The sequence below is a fragment of the Streptomyces sp. NPDC004266 genome, from assembly GCF_042874095.1.
Classification (GTDB): Bacteria; Actinomycetota; Actinomycetes; order Streptomycetales; family Streptomycetaceae; genus Streptomyces.
Map to the genome: position 1 here is coordinate 314,191 of NZ_JBIAMM010000011.1, position 15,473 is coordinate 329,663.

Below are 15,473 nucleotides of genomic sequence, written 5' to 3' on the forward strand. Positions count from 1 at the left end.
CCGTGAGGGCGCGGCGCCCGGACGCCCCGAGGGGCGCGGCGGTCAGGCGGTGCCGGCCCGCGAGGTCGCGAGGGGGCCGGCACCCGGCTCCCCGCCGGGGACGTCTCCGGCGGCCGGAGCGGCGGACCTCGCGGGGATCAGCGCGGCGACGACCGCCGCCACGAGGCCGACGCCGCAGCCGATCAGCATGGCGGCCCGGAAGCCGTCCTCGGAGGGCAGCACGTGGCCACCGAGGGTGGTGGTCAGCTGGGCGAGGACGACACCGATGACGGCGGCCGAGGCGGAGGTGCCGATGGAGCGCATCAGCGTGTTGAAGCTGTTGGCCGAGGCGGTCTCCTCCTGCGGCACCGCGCCCATGATGAGCGCCGGCATCGCCCCGTAGGCGAGTCCGACGCCGGTGTTGCAGATGAGGGTCACGGTGAGCAGGCCCCAGGTGGAACCCATCAGGGCGAGGGAGGAGCCGTACCCGGCGGCGATGACGAGCGCGCCGACCGAGAGCGTGACCTTGGGGCCGCGGGCGGCGGAGAGCTTGGCGCCGAGGGGCGCCAGGATCATCATCATCAGGCCCGCCGGGGCCATCCAGAGGCCCATGGCCATCATCGACTGACCGAGGCCGTACCCGGTCGCCTCGGGCAGCTGGAAGAGCTGGGGGACGACCAGCGACTGCGCGTACATGGCGAAGCCGACCAGGACCGACGCCGCGTTGGTCATCAGGACGACCGGGCGGGCGGTGACGCGCAGGTCGACGAGCGGCTCGGGGGTGCGCAGCTCCCAGGCTCCCCAGGCGAGCAGGACGACGGCCGCGAGGGCGAACAGGCCGAGGGTGGTGCCGCTGCCCCAGCCCCAGGTCGCGCCCTTGGAGACGGCGAGCAGCAGGGCGACGAGTCCGACGCCGAGGCCGAGGGCGCCCGGCAGGTCGAAGCGGCCGGGGGCGGCGGCGCGCCGGCCGGCGGGGACGACGCGCCAGATCAGGAGGCCGACCAGGACGCTCAGTCCGGCGGCGACCCAGAAGAGCACGCGCCAGCTGGCGTTCTCGGCGACGGCCGCGGAGAAGGGCAGTCCGAGGGCTCCGCCGACGCCCATGGAGGCGCTCATCAGGGCGATGGAGCCGCCGAGCCTCTCGGGCGGCAGGATGTCGCGGAGCAGGCTGATGCCGAGCGGGACGACGCCCATGCCGAGGCCCTGGAGTCCGCGTCCGACGATCATCGGGACGACGGAGGAGGCGAGCGCGCAGACGACCGAGCCGGCGACGAGCGGGACCACGGAGACGAGCAGGACGCGCCGCTTGCCGAGGGTGTCGCCGAGCCGCCCGGCCACGGGCGTGGCGACGGCTCCGGCGAGGAGGGTGGCGGTGATCACCCAGGAGGCGTCGGAGGCGGTGGTGCCGAGCAGTCTGGGGAGGTCGCCGATGAGGGGCACCACCAGGGTCTGCATGAGCGCGGCGACGATGCCGGCCAGGGCGAGGACGCCGACGACGCCGCCGGGGCGGGCCTCGGGCTTGGAGCCGTCCACGGGTTCTCCCTCGTGCTTTCTTCGGTTTTCGGGATCAGGTGTATGCATGATGCACATCAATTGCTTCATACACAAGCTGTGCATGATGCACATGATCTCGGGACAGGAGAGAATGCCCTCATGGACAAGCCCACCCATCTGGTCGAGTTCGAGAGCATGCTGCTGGGACGGCACGCCCACCTGTACGGGCCCCGCTCGCGGGCGGCCGGCGGCCACCTCGACCGCAGCGCGTACGTGCTCCTCACCCGCATCCGGATGCACGGGCCGATGTCCATCGGGCAGCTCAGCGAGGCCTTCGGCCTCGACGCCTCCACCCTCAACCGGCAGACCGCGGCGATGCTGCGCGCCGGGGTCGTGGAGCGCATCCCGGACCCGGACGGCGGCATCGCCCGCAAGTTCCGCATCACGGAGGAGGGCGAGCGCCGCCTGGACGCCGACCGGGCCTCGAACGTGGAGGGCCTGGAGCGGGTGATGGAGGACTGGTCGCCCGAGGACGTGGCCCGCTTCGCCGCCTACCTCGAACGCTTCAACCGGGACATCGAGCGGCTCGAAGGACGCCCCTGGCCGCGGCCGTGACGCTCACCCCGCGGGGGCCGTCCCACCCCTTCAGACGCCCCGCCGCATCGCGGCCCGCCGGTCCGCCGTCGCCAGGGCGGTGTTGACGAGCGCCACGACGGCGAAGGAGAGGGCCCACGCCGGCCGGTCGAGGGCCTGGAGCGCGACCGCCGCCGCGCCGAACACCAGGGCCTTCACGAGCAGAACACCCGGAAGCGGCAGGGGGATCCGCGCCCTGGGGGCGGCGAACAGCCCCCAGATCACGGCCGCGGCGGCAGGCGCCGCGACCGCGAGCAGCAGCCGGAGCGCCCCGCCCTCCGCGCCCTCCCATCCCCACCGAGCCAGTACGGCCAGGGCGGCGAGTTCGAGCAGGAACGCCAACCCCTCGTTCAGCACGTGCAGGGGCGCGGGCAGCTTCATCGGGACCTCTCGACGTCGATCACACGGACGATCGCGCCGAGCGTAGACGCGGCTTCGGTCAGAAGTCTTTACCGCGGAACCCGGCGGCGGTAACTTCCCGCCGACGCAAGGAGTTTCAGAAACTTTCCGACTGCGTTTCCAACGGTGCCGATCCCCGCTCCTCCCACCGGCCCGTACGGAACGCGACTCCGCCTGGAGAACCAGATGAGCCGCACCCGCATCCCGCCGCCGGCGCGCCCGGTGGCCGTCCTGGCCGTGGCCGCCGGCCTGCTCGGCCTGCTCGCCGCCCCGCCCGACGCCCCCTCGCCCCGCACCGCCCCCGCCGGGGCCGTCGCGGAGAACACCGCGACGGTCTTCTACTGGACCAGGACGAAGAACTGGGCCGCCTACAACCTGCATTACGCCCCCGACGGCGGCGCCTGGACCACGGTCCCCGGCGTCGCCATGGAACCCGCCTGTACGGACTGGGTGAAGAAGACCGTCGACCTCGGCAGCGCCGCCGGGCTCCGGGCCGCCTTCAACGACGGCAACGGCACCTGGGACAACAACGGCGGCGCGGACTACGCCCTGGGGACGGGGAGCATCACCGTCAAGGACGGGGCCGTCGCCCACTCCGACCCCTGCGCGGACACCATCCCCACCCCCGCCGCGAAGGCGACGGTCTACTACTCCACCGAGTCGCTCGGCTGGTCCACCGCCAACATCCACCACCAGCCCGCGGGCGGCGCCTGGACCGCCGTCCCCGGCGTCGGCATGCAGGCAGCGTGCACCGGCTGGTGGAAGCGGGAGATCGACCTCGGGACGGCCGCCTCCCTCAAGGCCGCCTTCAACAACGGCAACGGCACCTGGGACAACAACGGCGGCTCCGACTACACCATCGGCACGGGCGTCTCCACGGTCCGGAACCGGGTGGTGACGGCGAACGCGGCCGACCCCTGCGCCGCCACCCCGCCCGACACCCGGGCCCCGACGGCCCCGGCCCGGGTGACCGCCACCGCCGACGGCGTCTCCGTACTGCTCACCTGGGACCCCGCGACCGACGACCGTGGCGTCACCAAGTACCAGGTCACCCGTACCGGCGGCAGCGGCGGCACGGTCGTGACCGACGTAGGTTCCACCGTGCACTCCGACACCGGCCTCGCCGAACGGACCGCGTACACCTACACGGTGAGGGCCGTGGACGCCGCCGGGAACGTCTCCGACGCCTCGGCCGCCGCGACCGCCACCACCGGCGACGAGCCGCCCACGCCCGCGACCGGCAAGCCGCTCGGCACCGACCCGCGCAAGGACCCGATCTACTTCGTCCTCACCGCCCGCTTCAACGACGGCGATCCGTCGAACAACCGGGGCGGCGGCCAGCACGTCACGTCGGGCAACGCGGCGAACGACGACCCCATGTTCCGGGGCGACTTCAAGGGCCTGATCCAGAAGCTCGACTACATCAAGGGCCTCGGCTTCTCCGCCGTCTGGGTCACCCCCGTGGTGCTCAACCGCTCGGACTACGACTACCACGGCTACCACGGCTGGGACTTCTACGAGGTCGACCCGCGGCTGGAGTCCGCCGGAGCCTCCTATCAGGACCTGATCGACGCGGCCCACGCCAAGGGCATGAAGATCTACCAGGACGTCGTCTACAACCACTCCTCCCGCTGGGGCGCCAAGGGCCTCTTCGTCCCGACCGTGTACGGCGTGCGGGACAGCCAGTGGAGCTGGTACTACGACGAGAAGCAGCCCGGCTTCGAGTACGACGGCCTGACCATCGACGCGAAGAGCGGCAAGTCGTACTACAACGGCGACCTGTGGTCGACGGCCGAGCCCACCGGCAACACCTGTGTGAACTGGGGCAAGCCGACCGGCGGAAAGAGCGCCGAGGGGTACACGGTCTACAACTGCCAGTGGCCGAGCCCCACGTCGGGCATGTTCCCGAGGGAGCTCTACCACCAGTGCTGGATCGGCAACTGGGAAGGGGAGGACTCGCGTTCCTGCTGGCTGCACGAGGACCTGGCCGACTTCGACACCGAGAACACGACCGTGCAGAACTACCTGATCGGGGCGTACGACAAGTACATCGACATGGGCGTCGACGGATTCCGCGTCGACACGGCCGTGCACATCCCGCGCACCACCTGGAACCGCCGCTTCCTGCCCGCCGTCCAGGAACGGGTCACCCGGCGCCACGGCGCCGAGGCGGCGAAGAACTTCTTCGTCTTCGGCGAGGTCGCCGCCTTCGTCAACGACAAGTGGAACCGCGGCTCGGTGAACCACTCGGCGCAGTTCTACACCTGGAAGGAGCGCAAGGAGTACGACGCCGACGACGCCGAGGCGGCGCTGGAGATGTACGACTACGAGCAGCGGCAGGGCACCGGGAACCAGCCCACGTCCACCAACGCCTTCCTGGACGGGAACGCCTACCACGCGCCCGACCACAGCCGCTTCTCCGGCATGAACGTCATCGACATGCGCATGCACATGAACTTCGGCGACGCGCAGAACGCCTTCTCCAACGGCAAGGACTCGGACGACAGTTACAACGACGCCACCTACAACGTCGTCTACGTCGACAGCCACGACTACGGACCGAACAAGTCCTCCGAGCGGTACGCGGGCGGCACCGACGCCTGGGCCGAGAACATGTCCCTGATGTGGACCTTCCGCGGCATCCCGACGCTCTACTACGGCTCCGAGATCGAGTTCCAGAAGGGGAAGAAGATCGACTGCGGGCCGACCTGCCCGCTGGCGACCACCGGCCGCGCCTACTACGGCGACCACCTCGCCGGCTCCGTCACGGCCTCGGACTTCTCCCGGGTCTCCTCGGCCTCCGGCGCCGTCGCGACCACGCTCCGGCAGCCCCTGGTCCAGCACGTGCAGCGGCTCAACCAGATCCGGCGGGCGATCCCCGCGCTGCAGACGGGCCAGTACTCCACCGAGGGCGTCTCGGGAGGCATGGCGTTCAAGCGCCGCTGCACGAGCGGCTCGACGGACAGCTTCGCCCTCGTCACGGTCTCGGGCGGCGCCACCTTCTCCGGCGTCCCGAACGGCACCTACACCGACGTCGTGACCGGTGACGTCCGCACCGTCACGAACGGCGGCCTCTCGGTCGCCGCGCCCGGCAAGGGCAACCTCCGGGTGTACGTCCTGAACGGTCCCGGCAAGATCGGCACGGCCGGCCCGTATCTGAAGTAACAAGACCCGGCGAGGGGGCGGAGAACGGGAAAATCGCCCCCTCGTCGCCATGCTCAAGTCAAGATTCTGTTACACGAACGGGCTTGTCGGACAGAAGACTTCCTTCCGCCCCGTTTGTCTGCGATCTTGCGTCCACCCCACACATCACAGGGCCCGGTCGGCGCCACCCGCGCCGCCGGGTCATCGGAGGACGCATTGTTTTCCCACATATCCGGTCGCATGAGACTCTCGGCCCTCGCGCTCGGCACGTCCCTGGCGCTCGGCACGACCGTCGGCCTCGCGCAGGCCGCCCCGCTGGACAACGAGCCCCTCGCGGCCCGTTCGGCCGCTCCGGCCGCCGCTCCCGCGATCGCCGCGGCGCCCGCCGCCTGGGCCGCGGGCACCCGCGCCTACCTGGTCATCACGGCCCCGGGCGACACCACCGCCGTCCGCGCCGCCATCGCGAGCAACGGCGGCTCGGTCTTCGCCTCGTACGACGCGATCGGCGTGATCGTCGCGCACTCGACCTCCGCCTCCTTCGCCGCCACGATGCGCGGCGTCCCCGGCGTCCAGAAGGTCGGCGCGACCCGCACCTCCGACGTCCCCGCCGACGCCTACAACCCGGCGCTGCCGGCCAACCCGACGCAGGCCGCGGCGCCCACGACGGAGCCGGTCCGCTCGGACATGACCCAGATCAAGGCCGACCAGGCCTGGGCCGTCAACAAGGGCTCCGCCACGGTCAAGGTCGGCATCCTGGACACCGGCGTGGACGACCAGCACCAGGACCTGGCGCCGAACTTCAACGCCGCCGACTCGGTCTCCTGCGCCTACGGCAAGGCGGACACCCGTGTCGGCGCCTGGCGCGACGTCGACCAGCACGGCACCCACGTGGCCGGCACGGTCGCGGCCGCCAAGAACGGCAAGGGCGCCATCGGCGTCGCGCCGGGCGTGAAGATCTCCTCGGTGCGCATCGCCGAGCCCGGCACCACGCTGTTCTTCGCGGAGAACACCGTCTGCGGCCTCGTGTGGGCCGGTGACCACGGCTTCAAGGTCACCAACAACAGCTACTACACGGACCCGTGGCAGTTCAACTGCCCGAACGACCTCGACCAGGCGGCCATTCTGGAGGGCGTGGGCCGCGCCCAGGCGTACGCCGAGAGCAAGGGCTCCCTCCAGGTCGCGGCGGCCGGCAACTCCAACGTCGACCTGGCCAACAAGACCACCGACTCGTCGAGCCCGAACGACTCGACCCCGGTGACCCGGACCCTCACCAACGACTGCCTCGACATCCCGGCCGAGCTCCCGGGCGTGGTCACGGTCGCGGCGAACGGCACCAGCGGCACCTCCAAGGCCTCGTTCTCCAACTACGGCCGCGACGTCATCGAGGTCTCGGCCCCCGGCGAGTCCGTCTACAGCACCGTCCCCGGCGGCAAGTACGCCTCGCTGAGCGGCACCTCGATGGCCTCCCCGCACGTGGCGGGCGTGGCCGCGCTGCTGGCCAGCGCCAACCCGGCGTACACCCCGGCGGACATCCGGGCGAAGCTCGGCGAGCAGGCCACCGACCTGGCGTGCCCCGCGGACGCCCGGTGCACCGGCACCACGGCGAAGAACAGCTTCTTCGGCGAGGGCCGCGTGGACGCCCTGAAGGCCGTCGGCGGCTCGACCCCGCCGGCCGGGGCGTACTTCGAGAACCTCACGGACTACGCGATCGCGGACAACTCCACGGTCGAGAGCCCCCTCACGGTCAGCGGCGTGACGGGCAACGCGCCGGCGACCCTCAAGGTGGGCGTCGACGTCAAGCACACCTACATCGGTGACCTGAAGGTCGACCTGGTCGCCCCGGACGGCACCGTGTACACGCTGCACAACCGGACCGGCAGCGGCACGGACAACATCCTCCAGACGTACACGGTCGACGCCTCGACGGAGGTCGCCAACGGCGTCTGGAAGCTGCGCGTGAACGACAACGCGAGCCAGGACACGGGCCGGATCGACGCCTGGAACCTGACCTTCTAGTACATACCGACCCGGGAGCGGGGCCGGAGCCGCGAAGGCTCCGGCCCCGTTCGCGTACCTGCGGTAACTCCCGTGGAAAGAAAGTCCGTACCGAGGGGTAGGCCTCCCCCGGGCCCTTGTTGTACGTTCCGTCTAACAAGCTTGCTAGACGCGACGTCTAACAAGTGCCCGAGCCGCTCGAGCGACCCCGAGGAGCCGCACCATGGCAAGCAGCACCGTCCGCCCGGACCACGAGAACGACGACGTCGCCGCGCGGCTGCTCCTGTCGGCCGCGAAGCTCTCCTACGACCCCGCCGCCGAGGTCGACTGGGACACTCCCCTCGACAAGGACTTCCACGGCCAGAGCCCCGAGTGGAACAGCCTCTACGGGACCGCCTACTGGAACGAGATGACCGAGGAGCAGCGCAAGGAGCTGACCCGTCAGGAGTCCGCCTCGGTGGCCAGCACCGGCATCTGGTTCGAGATGATCCTCCAGCAGATGGTGCTGCGCGACATGTACGCCAAGGACCCCACCGACCCCCGGTTCCAGTGGGCCCTCACCGAGATCGCCGACGAGTGCCGCCACTCCATCATGTTCGCCCGGGGCGCCCAGAAGCTCGGCGCCCCCGCCTACCGGCCCAGGCGGGCGGTGCTCGAACTCGGCAGGGCCTTCAAGACCGTCGGCTTCGGCGAGGCCGCCTACGCCGGCATCCTCGTCGCCGAGGAGGTCCTCGACGTCATGCAGCGCGACTGGATGCGCGACGAGCGGGTCGTCCCCTTCGTCCGCACGATCAACAACATCCACGTCGTCGAGGAGTCCCGGCACATGAAGTTCGCCCGGGACGAGACGCGCCGCCGCCTGGCCCGCGCCGGCCGGGCCCGCCGCACCTTCCACGCCCTGGTCGTCGCCATCGCCGCGTACTACATCGTCACCAGCCTGGTCAGCCCCGACGTCTACGCGAAGGCCGGCCTCGACCCGGTGCGCGCCCGGCGCGAGGCCGCCGCCAACGAGCACTACAAGGCGCAGATGCGCGCCAGCTGCGCCGGCCTCATGGAGTTCCTGGCCTCGGTCCGCCTGCTGACCCGGCCCGCGCTCTTCTTCTACAAGCGCGCGAACCTCATCTGACCCCCTCCCCCGGATCCGAGCTGAGCCGACGACATGACCTACGCCATCACCCAGACCTGCTGCAACGACGCCACCTGTGTCGCCGTCTGCCCGGTCAACTGCATCCACCCGACGCCGGACGAGCCGGACTTCGGGACCACGGAGATGCTCTACATCGACCCGAAGAGCTGCATCGACTGCGGGGCCTGCGCCGACGCCTGCCCCGTCGACGCGATCTTCCCGGCCGACCGGCTCACCGAGCGGCTGCGGGAGTACGAGGGGATCAACGCCGCCTACTACGCGGACCGCGAGCCCGCCCCGGTCCTCGCCTCGCCGCCCTTCCACCACTGGGGCGAGCCGGTCTTCGACCGCTCGATCCCCGCCGACTTCGCGCCGATCCGCGTCGCGATCGTCGGCACGGGACCGGCCGGCATGTACGCCGCCGAGGACCTCCTCCTGCACACCAACGCCGAGGTGACGCTGATCGACCGGCTGCCGGTCGCCGGCGGCCTCGTCCGGTACGGCGTGGCTCCGGACCACCCGGCGACCAGGGGGGCCGGGGAGACCTTCGCCCGCTTCCACTCCCACCCCCGGGTCCGCATGCGGCTCGGCGTCGAGATCGGCACGGACGTCACCCCCGGGGAACTCGCCGCGCACCACGACGCGGTGGTCTACGCGGTGGGCGCGCCCTCCGACCGGAGGCTCGGCATCCCCGGCGAGGACCTGCCGGGCAGCGTCTCGGCGACCTCCGTCGTCTCCTGGTACAACGCCCACCCGGAGACCGGCGCGGACGCCGTCCGGCTCTCCGCCGAACGGGTCGTCGTGGTCGGCAACGGCAACGTGGCGCTCGACGTCGCCCGCGTCCTCGTCACGGACCCCGACGCCCTCGCCCGTACGGACATCGCCGACCACGCTCTGGCCGCCCTGCGGGACGCGCGGGTCCGCGAGGTGGTGCTCCTGGGCCGCCGGGGCCCCGAGCACGCCGCGTACACCACCTCCGAACTGCTCGCCCTGAAGCACCTGCCCGGGGTCGACCTGGTCGTCGACGACCGCGACCCGCGCACCGGCGCGGCGATCGACGCGGCCGCGCCCGGCGCGAAGGCCGCGCTCCTGAAGGGCGTCGACCGGGAGGCGGTGGACTGGACGCGGGCCCCGGCGCGGGACCGGCGGCGGATCGTGCTGCGCTTCCACTCCGCCCCGGTCGAGGCGCTCGGCACCGACGGCGTGCGGGCGGTCCGGGTGACGGAGGACGGGGAGCCGGCCGGTGCGGAGATCGGGGCCGGGCTCCTGGTCCGGGCCATCGGCTACCGGGGCGTGCCGCTCGCGGGGCTGCCGTTCGACGAGGCGACCGGCACCGTGCCGCACGAGGCCGGCCGGGTCGTGGGGCTGCCCGGCAGCTACGTCGTCGGCTGGATCAAGCGCGGTCCCTCCGGGGGCATCGGGGCCAACCGGGCCTGCGCGGAGGAGACGGTGGGGACGCTGCTCGCGGACGCGGTCGCCGGGGCGCTGCCGAAGCCGACGGGCACCTCCCAGGAGTTCCGCCGTCTGGCGCGGAGCCGCAGCGGACGGGGGCTCGTCGACGCGCGCGGGCTCGCCTCCATCGACCGGGCCGAGCGGGCGCGGGGCCGGGACGCGGGGCGGCCACGGGTCAAGCTCGCCACGGTGCCGGAGCTCGTCGCGGCGGCGCGGGGGAGCAGGCGGCGGGGCTGAGGACGTCCGCGCTCCTCGGATCCGGCCCGGGACGGCGGGCCGGTGCGGAGCGGGTCGCCCGGGTCAGACGGAGACCGGGGCGCCCAGCGCCTGGCGGAGCACGATCGCGTTGAGCCGTACCGCGAAGGGCACGACGTCGGTCAGGTCGAGCGCGAGGGTCTCGGCCTTCGGCAGCTCGACGGTCACGTCGACGCAGAAGGCCAGGGCGTACATGTGGTCCCCGGTCTCCTCGTCCTGGAGGGCGAAGAACAGGTCCCGGTAGAAGCGGGTGCGGTCCCCGGACTCCTCGTAGAAGGAGAGGCCGGGCTGCCCCTCCTGCGCGGCGAGCCCGGTGAAGGCCTGGACGAGCTCCCGCTCGACCGTGGCCCAGAAGCCGGCCTCCGCGCACTCCGGCGGCAGCGCCTGGCGGACGGCCTCCTTGAGGGAGAGGACCATGACGAGGGCGGGGGCGTGCTCCTGGAGCCCCCAGCCCCGGACCATCTTCACCACGTCGCTGTCCGGGACGGCCGAGGCCGCCCGGTGGATCGCCTCGAAGTCGAAGTTGACGGTCGCCGGGGCGATCGCCTCCTGGAACACCCGGTCGATGGACCGGGCCTGCGCGAGGTGGTCCGGTGCCACCTCGACGACGGTCCTGAAACTGGCGGCCAAAGCTCCTCCTGGATGATCTCGGTGATCAGGAGGGGTCAGTATGCCGAGGTGCCGGAGACCGGGCGCCGGGTGTCCGCCGTGCGGACGGTCCGGCCGGGCCGGACGGCCCAGCTGCTGCCGGACGGTTCGGCCGGGCCGGACGGTTCAGCCCGGCCGGACGGTTCGGCCCGGCCGGACGGTTCGGCCGGGCCGGACGGTTCAGCCCGGCCGGACGATTCAGCCCGGCCGGAGGGTTCAGCCGCGGCCGGACGGTTCAGCCGCGGCCGCGGCGCGGCTTCCCGCTCCGGCCGGCGCCCCCGCCGCCCTTGCGGGACGCCGAGGGGCGGCCGGCGGTGCGGGAGCCGCCGCCCGGCTTCCCGCCCTTCGCCGGCTTCGCGGCCTTCTGCTGCCTGGGCTGCTTCTGGCCCTTCTTCTCCTCGGCGCGGCGCCCCCGGGTGCTGTTCACGGTGCGGCCGCGCACGATGCCGATGAACTCCTCCACCAGGTCGGGCGCCTCGTCCGCCGCCGGCCACGACAGGGCCACCCGCGACTGCGGGACGCCGACGAGGGTCCGGTAGGTGAGGTCCTTGCGGTGGTGCAGCCGGGCCAGCGACTGCGGGACGGCGAGCACGCCGACGCCCGCGGCGACCAGTTCGATCGCGTCGGCCGTCGTCGCCGGGCGCTCCATGGCGGGGCGGCCGGGCGGCTGCTCCCAGCCGAGGGTGTCGTCGAGGGGGTGCAGGACGAGCTCGTCGGCGAGGTCCTCGGCCGACACCTCCTCCACGGCCGCGAACAGATGGTCCTTGGGGACGACGACGACCGTCGTCTCCGTGTAGAGCGGGATCGCGCTGAGGTCGTCCCGGTCGACGGGCAGCCGGACGAGGCCCGCGTCCGCGGTGCCCTCCCGGAGCGCGCCGAACGCCTCGGCCGGGGTCACGGAGAGGAGCGTCAGGGGTACGTCGGGCAGGCGCTCGTTCCAGATCCGCACCCACTTCGCGGGTGTCGCTCCCGGCACGTAGGCCAGCCGGAAGGAGGAGGAGGGGGAAGCGGGGGAAGAGGAGGTAGCGTCCGTGCCTGTCACCCCGCCAGGTTACCGGTAGCCGCTGTGGTCGGAGCTCGCCCGCATGCTCGATACCCTTGACACCATGACGTCGCACCAGAACACCCAGACGATGAAGCCCGCGACCGCGGCGAAGAAGCTGGGTGTGTACCTCGAGGCCACCCCCGCAGAGTTCCAGGAGGGTGTCGTCTCGCGCACCGAGCTGAACGAGCTCCAGGCCGATCCGCCGGCCTGGCTCCAGGAGCTGCGCAAGAACGGTCCGCACCCCCGCCCGGTGGTCGCGGCGCGGCTGGGCGTCTCCATCGCCGGTCTCGCGCGCGGCGGCATCACCGAGCCGCTGACCACCGAGCAGATCCAGGCGCTCAGGGAGGAGTCCCCGGAGTGGCTCCGGAAGGAGCAGGCCACGCAGGCGGAGGTCCGCAAGGAGACCCTTCGCATCAAGGAGCGCAACGAGGAGCGGGCGCGCCGGCAGCAGGGCGCCTGACCGGCTCCCGGCACGCCCGACCGAACTCCCCGCGCCGGTCCGCACCGAAGCCCTTCGGTGCGGACCGGCGTGGCGTCTCCCCGGGTGAGGGAGGCATTTCCCTCATGAGTGACACCAGCACCGCGTACGAGCCGCCGGTGGTCGTCGGCGTGGACGGGTCCGAACACAGTCTCCGGGCCCTGGAGTGGGCGCTGAGCGCCGCGGAGGGTCTGGGCGCGCCCCTGGTGGTGGCCCATGTGCGCTCCGATGCGCTCCAGCTCGGCGCCGCCCGCATCGCCTCCCTGGGCACGGTGCCGGAGCTGCCCGACACGGTCGCGCGGGCCGTACGGACGGTGGTCGAGGAGCGGGGGCACCGCGTGCCGGTGCGGTACGACTCGCTGGACGGGTCCGTGACGGACGCCCTGCCGGTGGCGGCGCGGGGGGCGCGGCTGCTGGTCACCGGCTCCCGGGGGCACGGCGGTTTCGCGAGTCTGCTGCTGGGCTCGACCAGCCGGACGCTGGCCATGACGGCGCCCTGCCCGCTGGTGGTCGTCCCGCACGAGGCGCGCGCCGCCGCGCTCACGGACGGGGCGGAGGCGGGGCGGGTGCTGCTGGGGCTGCACGCGGAGGAGACTCCGGACGAGGCGGTGGGCTTCGCCTTCGAGGCGGCTCACCACCGGGGCGTACCGCTGGAGGCGGTGACGGCGTTCCGGCTGCCTCCGCCGCAGGGCGCTGTCCTTCCGGCGCCGTCTCCCGCGCTCCAGGTGCCGCCGCCGCTGCCCGTCGCGGACGAGGTGGCGGAGACGGAGGAGCTGGTGAGGGAGGTGGAGCGGGAGCAGGAGGAGCGGCTGCGGCCGTTCGCGGCGCGGTGGCCGGGGGTGGAGGTGGTCCCGGTGGTGGTGCCGGGGGACGCGGCGGGCCGCCTCGTGGACGGGTCGCGGGACGCGGGTCTCGTGGTGGTGGGGCGGCATCACCGGCACCGCTTCGGCTCGCTGCTCATCGGCTCCGTGGCCCATGCGGTGCTGCACCACGCGCACTGTCCGGTGGCGGTGGTGCCGCCGGAGGCCGCGGGAGCCCGGGCGTGACAGTCCCCGGCGGTCCCGATCGGTGCGCGTGGGCGTCGGCCGTCGCCTGCCGCTCCGTGCCCGAGGGCCCCGCCGGGGGCCTGGCCAGATACTGGTGGGGAGTCACGCGGGCCTTCGGACGTCTCCGTCGGCGGGTGCGGCTCTCTCCGGTTGTCCGGTGTAAGAACGAGTCTCCTCCCTTTTTCGCCCGTTTCAAGGCTTTTCCGATTTTTTGTTACGTGTCAGAGGCGGCTGATAGACAGGGGCCATGACGACCGCAGATCACGCCGCCACCGCCGCCCGCAACGTCCAGCCGCCGCCCGCCCGGGCCTCGCTCGGCGCGGGGGTCGTGGTGACCGACGATTCCGGCCGCGTCCTGCTCGGCCTGCACCGCTCCGGGGTGTGGGAGCTGCCGGGCGGCATGGTCGAGCCGGGCGAGTCGATCGAGGCCGCCGCCGTCCGCGAGCTGGCCGAGGAGACGACGCTGGTGGCGGACGCCGCCGACGTGGAGGTCCTCGGGCTGATCCTGGACTCCGTCACCTCGTCGCGGCTGACGCGGATGACCGCGGCGACGGCCGTGCGTGGCTTCCGGGGCGTGCCGGCGGCGGCGGAGCCGGACAAGATCGAGCGCTGGGAGTGGACGGACCCGGACGACCTCCCGGAGGCCCTGTTCCTGCCGTCGGCGCAGGTGCTGCGGATGTGGCGGCCGGGGCTCCCGATCCCCGACGGCCCGTTCCACCGCTACGCCCTGGGCCGGCTGCCCGACTGAGGCCGCACGGTGCGGTGCGTCACCGCGCGGGCCACGGCGAGCGTGGCTAGCGTGGCCCGGAGGAACACGTCATCGAATCGGAAGTGGGAGTCACCGTCATGGCCGCACGACCTGAAGGCACACCGGTCTGGACCGACGCGATGTTCACCGACGTCGAGGGCGCCAAGACGTTCTACGGCGACGTGCTCGGCTGGACCTTCGGCGAAGCCTCCACGGAATACGGCAACTACACGCAGGCGTACAAGAACGGCAAGGCGGTCGCGGCCGTCGTCCCGCCGATGCCGGGCCAGGACGGGGAGCCGCGATCGGCCTGGTGTCTGTACTTCTCCTCGCCCGACGTCGCGGCGACGGCGGAGAGGATCCGGGGCGCGGGCGGCACCGTCCTGATGGAGCCGATGCGGGTCGGCGACTTCGGCTCGATGTGCATCGCCCAGGACCCGGCGGGCGTCGCGTTCGGCGTCTGGCAGGGCGGTGAGCACGAGGGCTTCGAGCTGGAGGGCGAGCCCGGCTCGTACGCCTGGGCCGAGGTCTTCACCCGGGAGCCGGCGAAGGCCGACGCCTTCTTCACCGAGGTCTTCGGCTTCGGCTCGAAGAAGATCAAGGACGAGCACATGGACTACCGGGTCTTCGACCTCGGCGGTCCGCAGCCGGTGCTCGGGCGGATGGTGATGTCGGACGAGGACTTCCCGCCGGAGATCCCCCCGTACATCCAGGTCTACTTCGCCGTCGACAACTGCGACCTGGCCGTCGAGCGGGCCGAGGCCCTCGGCGGGAGGAAGGTGTTCGGGCCGATGGACAGCCCGTTCGGCCGGTTCGCGGCGATCGTGGACCCGCAGGGCGCGGCGTTCGCGGTGATCGACGAGAAGACGACCGTCGGGGACATGCCCGAATTCGAGTGAGCGGTGCGGCGCGGCGCCCCCGGGCGCCCCGCCCCCCGGGGGCCGGCGCCCGCGCGGGCCGCGCCCAATGCCGTGTAGTACCCCACCGAACCCGGGGCGGCGGGGGCGCTGGTGATCGGCGGCCCCGTGGTG

The 15,473-nt window shown here is 72.6% G+C and carries 13 protein-coding genes; 9 read left to right on the forward strand and 4 right to left on the reverse strand.

Annotated features, from left to right (window positions below):
• Positions 1-42: 42 nt before the first annotated feature.
• Positions 43-1,512, reverse strand: coding sequence for an MFS transporter (locus tag ACFYUZ_RS26280; protein ID WP_389313149.1), 1,470 nt, complete (start codon positions 1,510-1,512; stop codon positions 43-45).
• Positions 1,513-1,632: 120 nt separating this feature from the next.
• Here ACFYUZ_RS26280 and ACFYUZ_RS26285 point away from each other — a divergent pair, with 120 nt between their 5' ends.
• Entirely contained in the window at positions 1,633-2,088 is a 456-nt protein-coding gene (locus tag ACFYUZ_RS26285; protein WP_389313151.1) for a MarR family winged helix-turn-helix transcriptional regulator, read from the forward strand.
• Between the two features lie 30 nt (positions 2,089-2,118).
• Here ACFYUZ_RS26285 and ACFYUZ_RS26290 read toward each other — a convergent pair whose 3' ends face one another.
• A complete protein-coding gene (locus tag ACFYUZ_RS26290; RefSeq protein WP_389313153.1) occupies positions 2,119-2,487 on the reverse strand; it encodes a YrdB family protein in 369 nt (122 codons plus the stop codon).
• 204 nt (positions 2,488-2,691) lie between these two features.
• Here ACFYUZ_RS26290 and ACFYUZ_RS26295 point away from each other — a divergent pair, with 204 nt between their 5' ends.
• From ACFYUZ_RS26295 to ACFYUZ_RS26310, 4 genes are all read left to right on the forward strand, one after another.
• Positions 2,692-5,670: a carbohydrate binding domain-containing protein gene (locus ACFYUZ_RS26295; protein ID WP_389313155.1), complete on the forward strand. Its 2,979-nt coding sequence runs from the start codon at positions 2,692-2,694 to the stop codon at positions 5,668-5,670.
• Between the two features lie 219 nt (positions 5,671-5,889).
• Positions 5,890-7,665, forward strand: coding sequence for a S8 family serine peptidase (locus ACFYUZ_RS26300; protein WP_389313157.1), 1,776 nt, complete (start codon positions 5,890-5,892; stop codon positions 7,663-7,665).
• A 202-nt stretch (positions 7,666-7,867) separates the two neighbouring features.
• A complete protein-coding gene (locus tag ACFYUZ_RS26305) occupies positions 7,868-8,770 on the forward strand; it encodes a diiron oxygenase (RefSeq protein ID WP_389313159.1) in 903 nt (300 codons plus the stop codon).
• A 33-nt stretch (positions 8,771-8,803) separates the two neighbouring features.
• The gene (locus ACFYUZ_RS26310) at positions 8,804-10,459 is read left to right on the forward strand and encodes an FAD-dependent oxidoreductase (RefSeq protein ID WP_389313161.1); all 1,656 of its coding nucleotides are present in this window, start codon (positions 8,804-8,806) and stop codon (positions 10,457-10,459) included.
• Between the two features lie 63 nt (positions 10,460-10,522).
• Here ACFYUZ_RS26310 and ACFYUZ_RS26315 read toward each other — a convergent pair whose 3' ends face one another.
• Both ACFYUZ_RS26315 and ACFYUZ_RS26320 read right to left on the reverse strand, forming a co-directional pair.
• Positions 10,523-11,107: a Type-2Aa cytolytic delta-endotoxin gene (locus ACFYUZ_RS26315; protein ID WP_093872544.1), complete on the reverse strand. Its 585-nt coding sequence runs from the start codon at positions 11,105-11,107 to the stop codon at positions 10,523-10,525.
• A gap of 253 nt (positions 11,108-11,360) precedes the next feature.
• The gene (locus ACFYUZ_RS26320) at positions 11,361-12,167 is read right to left on the reverse strand and encodes a LysR family transcriptional regulator substrate-binding protein (protein WP_389313163.1); all 807 of its coding nucleotides are present in this window, start codon (positions 12,165-12,167) and stop codon (positions 11,361-11,363) included.
• Positions 12,168-12,231: 64 nt separating this feature from the next.
• Between ACFYUZ_RS26320 and ACFYUZ_RS26325 the strand changes: the two genes are divergently transcribed.
• From ACFYUZ_RS26325 to ACFYUZ_RS26340, 4 genes are all read left to right on the forward strand, one after another.
• Positions 12,232-12,630, forward strand: a complete 399-nt coding sequence (locus ACFYUZ_RS26325; RefSeq protein WP_389313164.1) for a DUF5997 family protein — start codon at positions 12,232-12,234, stop codon at positions 12,628-12,630.
• Between the two features lie 104 nt (positions 12,631-12,734).
• On the forward strand, positions 12,735-13,694 hold the full coding sequence (locus ACFYUZ_RS26330) for a universal stress protein (protein ID WP_389313166.1): 960 nt from the start codon (positions 12,735-12,737) through the stop codon (positions 13,692-13,694).
• Between the two features lie 247 nt (positions 13,695-13,941).
• The gene (locus ACFYUZ_RS26335) at positions 13,942-14,442 is read left to right on the forward strand and encodes an NUDIX hydrolase (protein WP_389313168.1); all 501 of its coding nucleotides are present in this window, start codon (positions 13,942-13,944) and stop codon (positions 14,440-14,442) included.
• Positions 14,443-14,540: 98 nt separating this feature from the next.
• A complete protein-coding gene (locus ACFYUZ_RS26340; RefSeq protein WP_389313170.1) occupies positions 14,541-15,341 on the forward strand; it encodes a VOC family protein in 801 nt (266 codons plus the stop codon).
• Positions 15,342-15,473: the final 132 nt, after the last annotated feature.

What these genes read in the sequence shown, in the direction of transcription:
- ACFYUZ_RS26285 (WP_389313151.1), top strand. Translation starts at nt 1,633, where the DNA reads ATGGACAAGCCCACCCATCTGGTCGAGTTCGAGAGCATGCTGCTGGGA.
- ACFYUZ_RS26335 (WP_389313168.1), top strand. Translation starts at nt 13,942, where the DNA reads ATGACGACCGCAGATCACGCCGCCACCGCCGCCCGCAACGTCCAGCCG.
- ACFYUZ_RS26300 (WP_389313157.1), top strand. Translation starts at nt 5,890, where the DNA reads ATGAGACTCTCGGCCCTCGCGCTCGGCACGTCCCTGGCGCTCGGCACG.
- ACFYUZ_RS26310 (WP_389313161.1), top strand. Translation starts at nt 8,804, where the DNA reads ATGACCTACGCCATCACCCAGACCTGCTGCAACGACGCCACCTGTGTC.
- ACFYUZ_RS26330 (WP_389313166.1), top strand. Translation starts at nt 12,735, where the DNA reads ATGAGTGACACCAGCACCGCGTACGAGCCGCCGGTGGTCGTCGGCGTG.
- ACFYUZ_RS26305 (WP_389313159.1), top strand. Translation starts at nt 7,868, where the DNA reads ATGGCAAGCAGCACCGTCCGCCCGGACCACGAGAACGACGACGTCGCC.
- ACFYUZ_RS26340 (WP_389313170.1), top strand. Translation starts at nt 14,541, where the DNA reads ATGGCCGCACGACCTGAAGGCACACCGGTCTGGACCGACGCGATGTTC.
- ACFYUZ_RS26290 (WP_389313153.1), bottom strand. Translation starts at nt 2,487, where the DNA reads ATGAAGCTGCCCGCGCCCCTGCACGTGCTGAACGAGGGGTTGGCGTTC.
- ACFYUZ_RS26325 (WP_389313164.1), top strand. Translation starts at nt 12,232, where the DNA reads ATGACGTCGCACCAGAACACCCAGACGATGAAGCCCGCGACCGCGGCG.
- ACFYUZ_RS26295 (WP_389313155.1), top strand. Translation starts at nt 2,692, where the DNA reads ATGAGCCGCACCCGCATCCCGCCGCCGGCGCGCCCGGTGGCCGTCCTG.